This is a genomic window from Paenarthrobacter ilicis (assembly GCF_016907545.1).
Classification (GTDB): Bacteria; Actinomycetota; Actinomycetes; order Actinomycetales; family Micrococcaceae; genus Arthrobacter; species Arthrobacter ilicis.
This window is the reverse complement of record NZ_JAFBCD010000001.1, coordinates 2290726-2302544: the sequence shown is the minus strand read 5'-3', so window position 1 is coordinate 2302544 and position 11819 is coordinate 2290726. Positions and strand designations below refer to the sequence as shown.

At 62.4% G+C, this 11819-nt stretch carries 12 protein-coding genes, 2 tRNA genes and 1 pseudogene; 6 read left to right on the top strand and 9 right to left on the bottom strand.

The window, feature by feature from the left end; translation table 11 throughout:
* Window position 1 precedes the first annotated feature (1 nt).
* The 3 genes from def to orn form a co-directional block, all read right to left on the bottom strand.
* Window positions 2-574 carry a peptide deformylase gene (def, locus tag JOE60_RS10490; RefSeq protein WP_167265821.1) on the bottom strand — a complete coding sequence of 191 codons (573 nt, stop codon included), beginning with the start codon at window positions 572-574 and terminating at the stop codon, window positions 2-4.
* A 126-nt stretch (window positions 575-700) separates the two neighbouring features.
* Window positions 701-776: transfer RNA gene (locus JOE60_RS10485), tRNA-His, on the bottom strand.
* Window positions 777-908: 132 nt separating this feature from the next.
* The gene (orn, locus tag JOE60_RS10480) at window positions 909-1544 is read right to left on the bottom strand and encodes an oligoribonuclease (protein WP_167265823.1); all 636 of its coding nucleotides are present in this window, start codon (window positions 1542-1544) and stop codon (window positions 909-911) included.
* A 145-nt stretch (window positions 1545-1689) separates the two neighbouring features.
* Between orn and mptB the strand changes: the two genes are divergently transcribed.
* Window positions 1690-3246: a polyprenol phosphomannose-dependent alpha 1,6 mannosyltransferase MptB gene (mptB, locus tag JOE60_RS10475; RefSeq protein WP_167265825.1), complete on the top strand. Its 1557-nt coding sequence runs from the start codon at window positions 1690-1692 to the stop codon at window positions 3244-3246.
* Window positions 3247-3264: 18 nt separating this feature from the next.
* On the opposite strand, the gene JOE60_RS10470 is transcribed toward mptB, so the two are convergent.
* Complete coding sequence (locus tag JOE60_RS10470; RefSeq protein ID WP_167265827.1) at window positions 3265-3945, bottom strand: DNA alkylation repair protein; 681 nt, start codon at window positions 3943-3945, stop codon at window positions 3265-3267.
* A 120-nt stretch (window positions 3946-4065) separates the two neighbouring features.
* The gene (locus tag JOE60_RS10465; RefSeq protein ID WP_167265829.1) at window positions 4066-4635 is read right to left on the bottom strand and encodes a single-stranded DNA-binding protein; all 570 of its coding nucleotides are present in this window, start codon (window positions 4633-4635) and stop codon (window positions 4066-4068) included.
* 206 nt (window positions 4636-4841) lie between these two features.
* Between JOE60_RS10465 and JOE60_RS10460 the strand changes: the two genes are divergently transcribed.
* From JOE60_RS10460 to ettA, 3 genes are all read left to right on the top strand, one after another.
* Window positions 4842-4917 (top strand) — tRNA-Arg (locus JOE60_RS10460).
* Window positions 4918-5257: 340 nt separating this feature from the next.
* Complete coding sequence (locus tag JOE60_RS10455; protein ID WP_167265831.1) at window positions 5258-5503, top strand: DUF6993 domain-containing protein; 246 nt, start codon at window positions 5258-5260, stop codon at window positions 5501-5503.
* Between the two features lie 55 nt (window positions 5504-5558).
* A complete protein-coding gene (gene ettA, locus JOE60_RS10450; RefSeq protein WP_167265833.1) occupies window positions 5559-7241 on the top strand; it encodes an energy-dependent translational throttle protein EttA in 1683 nt (560 codons plus the stop codon).
* 97 nt (window positions 7242-7338) lie between these two features.
* Here the strand turns inward: ettA and JOE60_RS10445 are convergent, their stop codons facing one another.
* A complete protein-coding gene (locus JOE60_RS10445) occupies window positions 7339-8244 on the bottom strand; it encodes an acyl-CoA thioesterase (protein WP_167265835.1) in 906 nt (301 codons plus the stop codon).
* Window positions 8245-8323: 79 nt separating this feature from the next.
* On the opposite strand from JOE60_RS10445, the gene JOE60_RS10440 reads away from it, so the two are divergent.
* A complete protein-coding gene (locus JOE60_RS10440) occupies window positions 8324-8995 on the top strand; it encodes a DUF8185 domain-containing protein (RefSeq protein ID WP_167265837.1) in 672 nt (223 codons plus the stop codon).
* A gap of 68 nt (window positions 8996-9063) precedes the next feature.
* Here JOE60_RS10440 and JOE60_RS10435 read toward each other — a convergent pair whose 3' ends face one another.
* Window positions 9064-9546, bottom strand: coding sequence for a globin (locus JOE60_RS10435; protein WP_167265839.1), 483 nt, complete (start codon window positions 9544-9546; stop codon window positions 9064-9066).
* Window positions 9539-10243, bottom strand: a complete 705-nt coding sequence (locus JOE60_RS10430; protein WP_167265841.1) for a mechanosensitive ion channel family protein — start codon at window positions 10241-10243, stop codon at window positions 9539-9541. Before JOE60_RS10430 ends, JOE60_RS10435 begins: the two co-directional genes overlap by 8 nt.
* Before the next feature lie 87 nt (window positions 10244-10330).
* Between JOE60_RS10430 and JOE60_RS10425 the strand changes: the two are divergent.
* A pseudogene (locus JOE60_RS10425) lies at window positions 10331-11331 on the top strand (NAD-dependent epimerase/dehydratase family protein).
* Here JOE60_RS10425 and JOE60_RS10420 read toward each other — a convergent pair.
* Window positions 11328-11807: an OsmC family protein gene (locus JOE60_RS10420; protein ID WP_167265843.1), complete on the bottom strand. Its 480-nt coding sequence runs from the start codon at window positions 11805-11807 to the stop codon at window positions 11328-11330. The pseudogene JOE60_RS10425 and the gene JOE60_RS10420 sit on opposite strands and share 4 nt — an antisense overlap.
* Window positions 11808-11819 lie beyond the last annotated feature (12 nt).

Below are 11819 nucleotides of genomic sequence, written 5' to 3'. Positions count from 1 at the left end.
CCTAGTGGCCGAACGGATCGGGGTCCACACCAGGCATCCAGGTCAGCCCTGGGACGCCCCACCCGTTTCTCTTGGCTTGCTTCTTCGCCTTCTTGGAGTACTTATCAATGAGGCGATCCACGTACAGCTTGCCATCCAAGTGGTCGAACTCATGCTGAAGGATGCGGGCAAACCAGCCGGTCGCTTCGAAATCGACAGGGTTTCCCTCACCGTCGAAACCCCTCACCCGGGTCCAATCTGCCCGCTGGAGGGGATAGTACTCGCCGGGGAACGACAAGCAGCCCTCCACATCTTCGTCCGGATCGGGAAGCGCGCCCGATACTTTGGAAAGAGTCAGTTCCGGGTTGACCACAACGCCTTTCTCCGGGACACCGTCGTCATTGGCATACTTGTAGACGAAGATCCTTTTGCCCACCCCGACCTGCGGAGCTGCCAGGCCGACGCCATTGGCCGCGTCATTGGTCTCGAACATATCGGCGATCAACGTGCGGAGTTCGTCGTCGAAGACGTCGACTTCGCTGGCCCGGTTGTGGAGGACTGGTTCGCCCCAAATGGTCACTGGGAGGACGGTCATGTCTGTATTCCTCTGTCGATCGCTGCGGTCCGTCAGCGGCCTGAAGCCGCCGACGGGTTAAAAGCAAAGGCCGTACCGGATAACCGGTACGGCCTTTGTGGAAACCGGCTTTACAGCCAATCTCGGTGGGGTGAGCTACGGGGGTTGAACCCGCGACCTCCTGGACCACAACCAGGCGCTCTGCCAACTGAGCTAAGCCCACCATGTGCCTCGTGCAGTCAGCCGGTAACACCAGCTTTCCTCGAAGGCAACGACAAATAGCTTACCTGCTGTTTTGGGGTGCAATGTCCACTTTTGCCGGTTTTGAGGAAAAAACCTCGAAAAATGTTGCAGATCACACGGATTCGTCGGATTTCAGGGTTTCAGCGGAAGCCATGACATCCTTGGAGATTTTCTGGGCCGTGGCGGTGTCCGGACCGGGGGCGGGGACAAACACGGCTTCGCGGTAGTAGCGGAGCTCGTCGATGGAATCTTTGATGTCTCCCAAGGCCCGGTGGCCACCGTGTTTGGCGGGGGACTGGAAGTAAGCGCGCGGGAACCAGCGCCGGGACAGTTCCTTGATGGTGCTGACGTCGATCACGCGATAATGGAGGTGCTCAACAATGTTCGGCATGTCCCGGGCCAGGAACATCCGGTCAGTTCCCACGGAATTACCACCCAGGGGAGCCTTGCGGGGGTCCGGAACCCATTTCTCAATGTATTCGAGCACCTCAGCTTCCGCCTCCGCCATGGTCTTGCCGTGGGGGAGTTCATCAAGGAGCTTGGAGCGAGTGTGCATGTCCCGGACAAAGTCGTTCATTTGTTCCAGTGCGGCGTCGTCCGGCTTGATCACGACGTCGACTCCGTCGCCGAGGATGTTGAGCTCGGAATCCGTCACCAAAGCGGCTACCTCAATGAGGGCGTCGTTCTCAAGATCCAAACCGGTCATTTCGCAGTCGATCCACACGATGCGTTCGTTAGTTATAGGCACGCGCCTAGCCTATCCTTCAGGCGCATCGAAGTGCTCCGATGGTACGATTTCCGGGCGTGACAGTGTGGTTGATTCCTGTTGTGCAAGGCCCGATGACTCAGAATGTGACCCGAACGCAGCGGGTGAAGGATTGGACGACGACTACATGACGGTGCCCCTACCCGCCGCCCGGACGGCAGGGAAAGCAGTGTCGCCTGTGGGTCCCGTCATCGGTGAGGTTGATAACGCCCGTTCACCCCTGATCGCCGGATTCATCGGCTCCATGTTCATGGTGTTCGGTTCCTTGGGCGTCGGATGGCTGGCGCCGGCCTCTGAACTCCGCCGGCTGCCCCTGTTCATCTGGATGCGCACCGAGGGCCTGGGCGTCGCGCTCTCCATTGTCCTTCTCGCAATCGGCGGCATGTTGCTGGTGAGGGCCTGGCTTCGGTTGGGGCAGCGGGTCAGGGTGTGGGGGAAGGAAGCGCGCAAAGCCACGTTGATGGCCGTGGCGGCCTGGGGCTTGCCCATGATGTTCACCATCCCGCTCTTCAGCAGGGATGTCTATGCGTACATTGGCCAGGGCCGGCTGATGGTGGAGGGCATCAACCCTTACGAAAACGGCATTTCCGCCCTTCCCAACTACTTCCAGCTTGGCGCGGACAAGATGTGGACCGAAGCCCCCGTGCCGTACGGGCAACTGTTTTTGTGGATCGAGCAGTTTGTGGTGTGGGTGACGAACGTCCAGCCGGAGGCGTCCATCATGCTTTTCCGTTTGGTTGCCGCGGCTGGAGTAGTGCTGTGCATCATCTACGTCCCCAAGCTGGCCGAGCTCCACGGCGTCAATCCACACCGCGCCTTGTGGCTGACAGCAGCCAACCCCCTGTTCCTCACCAATTTCATTGCCAGTGTGCACAACGATGCATTGATGATTGGACTGGCTCTGGCGGGCCTTTACTATTGCGCAACCCGCCGGGTGATTCTGGGAATCGTCCTGGTGACACTCTCCATCGCGGTCAAACCCATCACCGTGGTGTTCCTTCCTTTCATCGGCCTGTTGTGGGCGGGCAAGCATGCATCGTGGCCCCGCAGATTTGTTTTTTGGTTCCTCACCGCTGCGCTGAGTTTCGGCATCCTGTATGCGCTGAGCCTGGTTAACGGTTATGGGTTCGGCTGGATCAACGGACTCTCGGCCCCTGGAAGCGTGGCCATTTGGTACGCCCCCGTGGGCTTGATCGGCATGGTGGTGGCCTCCATCGCGAGCGTCTTGGGCCTGGATGGCTCCGTAGTAGCCAAGGCTGTTTACGATGCGGGGAAGGTGGCAATGGCTGCCGCCGTGGCGTGGTTGATCTTCCGCGGAGACTACGACCGCCTGATGCGACGCCTGACGTTGGCTTTCGCTGTCATTGTCCTGCTGGCGCCCATGATCCAGTCGTGGTACGTGGTCTGGCTGATCCCGCTTTTCGCGGTCACGGGGATCCGCAATGACTGGCAGGTCAAGGCGCTGTACTTCGTAGTGTCGTTCTTCATGGTCTACGCGACCTCGGACCAGCTGGATGTGTTCCCGTATCTCCAAAGCGAAGACCTGGGCCTGGCCCTCCTGCTGGCCAGGGTAGCCGCGGCGGTCATCGCCCTTTTCTTCGCCATTTACCTCATCTTCATGGATCCCAAAACCAAGAGCCTCTTCCGCAGCCGGGATGAACCGGGACTTCGCCCGATCATCTGATCAGACCCATCAGGCCCATCAGGCCTTGGGCATCAGGCGCAGCGCTTCCCGACGCGACAACGGGCTAAGGGCACATTCGGTGGCAAAAGTCCTGACCCAGCCCGGGTCGGTCTTGCTGTACTCCCGCAGTGCCCACCCGATGGCCTTGCGGATGAAGAATTCGGGATCGGCGGCGTTGGGAATGATGACTGCCGACAGCAGTTCGGTGTCAGTGTTGGACTTCGCGGACAGCTGTGACGTGATTGCAGCCCTGCGCACCCACATGGTGTTGTCAGTGGACCAACGCAGCAGCACTGGCTTGATGATGTCCGGCCGGGCGAACAGCAGCTCACAGATCCGCGGTGCCACACCGTCCACCAGATCCCACCAGGCTCCGGTCCGGATCATCTCCTCGAAGACGCCCAGCATCTCCGGATCACCACGTACCATTTTGAGCCCGGTCAGGTCGATGGCCGCATACCGTTCCTCGCGGGCCACAGCTGAGCGCCACAGTTCAAGGGCAGCCGAGCGGAGCTCATCGGGCGCACCAGGTGGGAACTCGCGTGCACAGGCTTTCACCAGGGCCCGGACATCGGGCACCCGAACTCCCAGGGACGGCATCTCCGACTTCATATACGCCTGTGCGCTGCGGCCCCGCACCGGATCTGCCGAAGCACTAAGACGGGAGCGGATGGCCTTCACAAGGTCAGGGGAATTCATTTCCTGGCCCTCCAATCGTGAAGGCGACCCATACGCATACGGCTGAAGACCGTGGCCGCTTGCGAAGCGCACATAGGTTGTTGCATGGCCCCAATATATGCCGCCCCGTCGGACCGCGCGTTAGACCCCCGATCCCACCAGCTCTCCCGTGGAGGTGTCCACCAGAACCGAGCCACCGCCGTCGGGGTCCTCCCCAAGGTCCTCAGCCGCATAGTCCCCGGAAGGTGCCTCGCCGTTGTACTCAGCACCCCAATCGCCGGCAACCTGCAGTGACCCGGACGAGTCCGGTGCCGACGATTCGGGGGCCGCCCCGGTGTCCGGAGCTGCCGAACTCCCGTTCATGCGCGTGAAGTTCGCAGAACCCCACATCAGGTCATGCCCCACTGACTCGGCGTCGATTTCCGCCACATGGTAAATGCGGCCCTCATGTTCCCATTGCCTGAGTCGCAGCTTGCCCACCACCATCACCCGCTGGCCCTTCTTGATGCTGCACCCGACATGCGCGGCGAGATAGCGGAAGGACTGTATTGAGTACCAGTTGGTGTTTCCGTCCACCCAGGTGTTGGTGGCCCGGTCAAAGCGACGTTCCGTGGTTCCCAGCCTGAACGTCGCTGTAGAGGTACCCCGCGGGGTGGTGGATGTTTTGACCTCCGACGCCACGAAGCCCCGGACGGTGATGATGTCATTCATGGGTGTCCTTCCCTGTAATTAAGACTGCCTTTACCGGCTCCTCCAGCTTGGTCCCGCCTCCACTCCGGCGGGAGGGAAGTTCTTGGCTATGTGGAAAAGGGTGGTTGGGGAGGACAGGACGGCCGGTGGGGTTGTCCGGGCCCGACCGGAACGCACTGTAAACTCTTTACGGCGCCAGCGGCCTGATCATGTCGCGGTGCCGGTACGCCCCAGTAGCTCAGGGGATAGAGCAGCGGCCTTCTAATCCGCCGGTCGGGGGTTCGATTCCCTCCTGGGGCACCACACGCCATCCCCCTCGGACTCTGCTTCCGAGGGGGATGTTCTGTCCGCGGCACCGTCCGTCCCGGTCCCCGGTGAATGGCACAATGGCTTGGTGATCATCGGAACTGGACGGCAGCGAAACCGGCCGACAACCAGGCTCTCAACGGCTGCAAGGCTCGCCGGAGCCCTTCTGCTGGCTGCAGGCTGCGCTTGCGTGTCCGCCTGTACAGCCCCGACGCCAGCCAGTCAGCCGACAATCCTGCCGTCGGGGGCCCCAACTGCTGCACCAGGAGCGGCGACGACAGAGGATCCAGCGCTCGCCGCAACAAAATCCACGGTCGAATCCACACTGAAGAACCTTGTGGCGGGGAACCCCAAGCCGGACAGGGACGCTCTCAAGGCGGCCCTGGTGGCAGCCGGAATTCCTGCTGCCGCCCTTGAGGTCTCCGTCAGTCGGACCCCTACCGGCCTGGACGTCGACGCGATGGAAGCTGCGGCTTTGACCGGGGGGCATTGCGTCATGGGTCAGATCCGCGACGGCGGGGTGGCTGTCACTGTCCTGCCTGTTCTGGCGACCGGAAAGTGTTTCGTAGGGGACGTCCGCTAGCGGAACCGGGCGTCCGAATGTGAGTTATCCTCGCCGAGCCACTAGATTTAAGGGTATGGCGGAATTCATTTACACGATGACCAAGGCTCGCAAAGCCGTTGGCGACAAACTTATTTTGGACGATGTCAGCATGTCGTTCTATCCCGGCGCCAAGATTGGCGTCGTGGGTCCGAACGGAGCTGGCAAGTCCACCATCCTCAAAATCATGGCCGGGCTGGATACCCCGTCCAACGGCGAAGCCCGCCTGAGCCCCGGTTACACCGTTGGCATCCTCTTGCAGGAACCGCCGCTCAATGAGGAAAAAACCGTTCTGGGCAACGTCCAGGAAGGCGTGGGAGAGATCTACGCCAAGATCCAGCGGTTCAACGAAATCTCCGAAGAGATGGCGAACCCGGACGCGGATTACGACACCCTTCTGGACGAGATGGGCAAGCTCCAGGAAGCCATTGATGCTGCCGACGCCTGGGACATCGACTCCCAGCTGGAGCAGGCCATGGACGCCCTTCGGTGCCCGCCGGCAGATGCGGACGTTACTGTCCTCTCCGGTGGTGAGCGCCGCCGCGTTGCGCTCTGCAAGCTCCTCCTGCAGAAGCCGGACCTCCTGCTGCTTGATGAGCCCACCAACCACTTGGACGCCGAGAGCGTGCTGTGGCTCGAGCAGCACTTGTCCCAGTACCCCGGTGCCGTCCTCGCCGTGACCCACGACCGGTACTTCCTCGATCACGTTGCTGAGTGGATTGCAGAAGTCGACCGTGGTCACCTGTACCCGTACGAGGGCAACTACTCCACCTACTTGGAGAAGAAGAAAGCCCGCTTGGAAGTCCAGGGCAAGAAGGACGCCAAGCTCTCCAAGCGCCTGACCGAGGAACTTGAGTGGGTCCGCTCCAACGCCAAGGGCCGCCAGACCAAGTCGAAGGCCCGTTTGGCCCGCTACGAGGAAATGGCTGCTGAGGCTGAGCGCACGCGCAAGCTGGACTTCGAAGAAATCCAGATCCCGCCGGGACCACGCCTTGGATCTTTGGTGATCGAGGCCAGCAAGCTGAAGAAGGGCTTCGACGACCGTGTTCTGATCGAGGACCTTTCCTTCTCGTTGCCCCGCAACGGCATCGTCGGTGTCATCGGGCCCAACGGCGTCGGCAAGTCCACGCTCTTCAAGACGATTGTGGGCATGGAGCCTCTGGACGCCGGCGATCTGAAGATCGGCGAGTCCGTGAAGATTTCCTACGTGGACCAGTCCCGTGGTGGCATCGACCCCAACAAGTCCCTGTGGGAGGTTGTGTCGGAAGGCAACGACTTCATCCAGGTCGGCCAAGTGGAGATGCCCTCACGCGCCTACGTTTCGGCCTTCGGCTTCAAGGGGCCGGATCAGCAGAAGAAGGCTGGTGTGCTCTCCGGTGGCGAGCGTAACCGCCTGAACCTGGCTCTGACGCTCAAGCAGGGCGGCAACTTGCTGCTCCTCGACGAACCCACCAACGACCTCGACGTCGAAACATTGAGCAGCCTCGAGAACGCTCTCCTTGAGTTCCCGGGATGCGCAGTGGTGGTCTCGCACGATCGCTGGTTCCTGGACCGGGTGGCCACCCACATCCTTGCCTATGAAGGCGATGATGAGAACCCCTCGAAGTGGTACTGGTTCGAAGGCAACTTCGACGCCTACGAGGAAAACAAGGTGGAGCGCCTGGGTCCGGATGCGGCCAAGCCGCACCGCGTGACGCACCGACGCCTGACTCGCGACTAATACCCGCGGTCAACGCAGCCGGCTTACAGACCCAAACGACAGCAGCCGGTTCCCCACAGGGGACCGGCCGCTGTCGTCTGCTGTCATGCCACCAAACTCAGGGGATTCTGACCATGCCCTCTTGGGCCACGGTGGCCACATGCAGGCCATCCCGGCTGAAGATCCTGCCTGTAGCCAATCCCCGTGCGCCCTGTGCGCTGGGGGACTCCTGAACATACAGCATCCACTCGTCCACGCGGACCGGCCGGTGCCACCACATGGCGTGGTCCAGGCTGGCGACACTCATGCCCGGAGTCATCCAGGACAGTCCGTGCTTACGGAGAATCGGCTCCAGGAGCGTGTAGTCGCTGGCGTAGGCAAGGGCCGCACGGTGGAGGTTGGGGTCCTCGGGCAAGGGACCCATGGTTTTCATCCACACCGCATTGGTTGCCACGTGGTCATCCGGTGCCGAGACGTAAAGCGCCGGATCAATGTGCCGGACATCGAAGGGCCGTTCAGAGGACATGTGCCGCGCCATTGGATGGTCTATCCGGGACAGCAGCTCGGCAGTGCTGGGGAGGGATTCCGGGTCCGGGATGCCCTCCGGCATGGTGGCCTGGTGATCCAGTCCGCTGTCTTCCACCTGAAAGGAGGCGATCATGGACAGGATGGGAACCCCGTCCTGGTAGGCATGGACGCGCCTGGCCGAGAAGGACCTGCCGTCGCGGAGCCGTTCGACTCCAAAGGTGATGGGCTTGTTGGCGTCGCCCGGGCGGAGGAAGTACCCGTGCATGGAGTGGGCGGACCGGTCCGGTTCCACCGTCCGCATTCCGGCCATCATGGACTGCGCCAGCACCTGGCCACCGAACACCCGGTGCCGTGGCTGCTTTTGGGATGGGCCCAGGAAGATGTCCTCGTTGGTCCGCGCTCCGTCAAAATCACCCAGGTCCAGCAGGCCGATCAGCACTTCCATGGGGTCTTCCGGGGCCGCCTGCACCCCGGGGGCAGCGTTCGTCTCAGTCATGGTTCGACTTTAGACGGAGCCCGCACCCCTCTCAAACGCAGACATGCCCAAACGCGGACATGCCGGTAAGGTCGATGATGTGCCAGACGTCGTGACCCAGTCCCTCCGCTTCCCCGATTCCCGTGACCTTGATGATCTGCGAACGTTCATCACCAGGGCCAAAAGCATTGACGACGGCGCCATCCGCCTTCAGGGCGCAGGCGATGTCCTTGCGGCTTACGTATGCGTCCTGCGTCCGCGCATCCTGGGGGAGTCCACCCCCACCATTCTTGGCATGCGAACCATGGCCCTCGCCGAGCCCGCCCGGGTTGATGTCACGGTGACGCTGGCCTCGGTGCTGGATCGTTTGGCGCGCGCAGGCGGCGGGGACACAGAGCTGCCTATTCCGCCAACAACCGTGGCAGAGTCCTGGGCCGGGGTGAGCGCGCCCCGTACCGGGTGGGAGGATCACGGCACTGTACCGGACGCAGTTCTTACTGCAGCTGCCGTGGACGGCATCGGCGAAGTGGCCGGGGTGATTCCCGACCAGGCGGGTGCCGCCGTCGTCAATAGTGCCAGGGCCGCCGTTTGGGGCAGGGAGCTTCCGGAACTTGGCGCGCTGCCCGCTGGTGCGGCTTTCGCCGCCTACGGCTTGGGCTTCCTGGGGGACGGCGAGCAGAAGATCCTCCGAAACGGCCGCTGGTACAGGCTCAGCGGGCCCCGCGGCCATGTGTTGGTCCGCACGGGCGCGGGGCTCGGCCTGGGGTTCTGAGGCCAGCATCACGCAGCCGGCATTACGCAGCCGGCCTCTTGCAGCCGGCCTCGGGTCAGACTTCCGGGTCAGGCCCCGGGTCCTGCTGACGGGCTGTTGACCATGGTCAGTGCTGCCCGTTCCATGTAATCCCAGAGCGTGCCTTCGTGCAGGGGCGGGAGCTCCAGCGAGTCAACTGCTGTCCGCATGTGGTACAGCCAACGGTCTTTGGCCTCGGGCGTGACTTGGAAGGGCATGTGCCGCATGCGCAGGCGTGGATGTCCCCTTTCCTCGCCGTAGGTGGTGGGACCGCCCCAGTACTGCTCAAGAAACATCAGAAAACGCCGTTTGGCGGGTCCCAAATCTTCTTCCGGATACATGGGCCGCAGCAAGGGGTCCGCGGCCACGCCGTCGTAGAACACGTCGATCAACTTCACAAAAGTGTCGTGACCGCCCACGGCGGCATAGAAGCTGTCGGTATACGTTGGCTGGCTGAAGGGGTCGTTCTGCATCAGCTGGCGGCGAGGGCCGGCCTGCGGAGCGGGGACCTGCCCTGGTGTCATGTCACTCATTGGACTTCTCCTCGGCTTTTACGGCACGCGGTGCGCCGGCAGTAACGGTTGCGGCTGCGGCACCGGGCGCCGGATCTGCGCCGTCGTCGGGTTCTTCAAGGGGCACGTAGTCGCCCTGGGAGCGGTTTCCCACCCGAAGGATTTCGCCGTTGCGCAGGTACCAGATTGCTCCGTCTTCGGCCCGGACGCGGGTGATGCGCAGGCCCACGGATTCCACAGTGCCAATCACTTCGCTGGTGACGATCACATCGCCAATGCCGTACTGGTCTTCGATGGTGATGAAGATCCCCGCAAGGAAATCACGGATCAACTGCTGGGCACCGAAGCCGATCGCGACACCCAAAATACCCACACTGGTCAGCAGCGGTGCCACGTCCACGTTCATGAACTTAAGGATGTAGATGATGACAATCACCACCACCACTACGCTGACAAGGCTGGTGAGCAGTGTGCCGATGGTCTCGGCGCGCTGCGAGCGGCGTTCATGGTCCAGGGCCCGAATGGCCGGTTGAACCCATTTGAAGTGCGCTTTTTTGAAGAGGGTGCTGCCGGCTGAAACGCGGCGGGTGATCCGGAGGATGACGAAACGGGCGATGGTCCACACCAACAGTCCCACTCCGATGGTGATGAGGATGGAGACGAAGTCGATTTTCTCTGGTTCCAAGGTAAGGGTTTCCGCTAGGGGGATGGAGATCAAGGTGTAGTGGCTCCTTGTCGTCGGCCCGTGTTCGCCGGGCGCGGAACACTCTGTCCACCTACAACCCTAGCGCCGTAGCGTGGCCGTATGCGCATCCTGGTCCTTGGCGGCACCGCCTTCCTGTCAGCCCGGATTGCCGGGCAGGCTGTTGCTGCCGGGCATGATGTCACGTGTTTTGCCCGGGGTTCTTCACAGGACCCGCCCGACGGCGTGACGTGGGTCAGGGGCGACCGCGCCATGGGTGCCGGGGCGTATTCGGTGCTTGGTGGCACTTGGGATTCCGTGGTGGAGGTCTCCCGGGACCCCGTGCAGGCGGGCGAAGCCTTGGAGGCTCTGGGAAAGCAAACGGCGCACTGGACTTTCGTGTCCAGGTGTTCGGTGTATGCGGATCATTCCGTGCCGGGCGACGACGAAAGCGCGGCCCTGCTGGCGCCGCTTCCCGCGGGACAACCCGGCACTCAGGAGACCTACGGTGAGTCCAAATCGGCCATTGAGCAGCTCACTGCAGCGATGGTGGGGGACAAAGCCCACATTGTCCGGGCGGGACTGATCAGCGGGCCGGGGGATGGCACTGATCGGTATGGGTATTGGCCTGCGCGTTTCGCGGCCACGGAGCGGGGACCGGCCATTGTGCCGGACATGGGAGATGCCGCCACTCAGATTATCGATGTCCGGGACCTGTCAGCGTGGATACTGGAGGCGGCCGGTGGAGGACTGACCGGTACGTACAACGCTTTGGGCGACGTGGTGGGATTTACCGATTTTCTGGCCGAGTGCAGGACCGTGGCGGGTGCCCACGATCTTGAGATGGTCGCTTGCAGCCCTGACTGGTTGCTTGAGCATGGCGTGAATCATTGGTCCGGCCCGGAGTCGCTGCCCTTGTGGCTGCCCCTGGACACGAGGGCTTCCAGGCAAGGTCCAACCATGCCGCGCGCTCTGCGGGCATGAACCTTCGGCCGTGGCAGGAAACGCTTGCGGCGACGCTGGCGGACGAAAGACGCCGTGGGCTGGACAGGGATCGAAAGGCCGGGCTCTCCGCCGGTACCGAAAAGCGCCTGGTTGCCCTCAAGGGCGGGCTGCCTGCCTAGGCTTGTTCCGCCGTCGTGCTGGGCTGGTGGGCAACGGGGAAATTGACGCTGCGGGCAATGAAGCAGACCTGGTTGGCCTCATGGTGGAGTTCCTCCATCAGGCCAAGATGCTGGGGGTCGGCAACCGTGACGTGCGGTTTGAGGGTCACGCCCTCAAACTGGCCGCTGCCATCCTTGTTGAGCTTCATGAGGCCCTCCGCATGGTCTTCGTAGGCGGTGACCACCACTCCCCGCTTCACGGCTACATGGAGGAAGGACAACATGTGGCACTGCGAAAGGGCGGCGAGCAGCAACTGTTCCGGGTTGTAACGGGTTCTGTCTCCGTGGAAAGTGGGGTCGGCGGAGCCCTTCAGGGCAGGCAGGCCATCGATCTCAATGTCATGGTCCCGGGAGTATGCCCTGTAGCCTGAGGTGCCGGCGCCCAGGTTGCCTGTCCACCGGACAGTCAGCGCGTAATGGTGCTCGTTGAGGCTCATGCGGACAGTCTA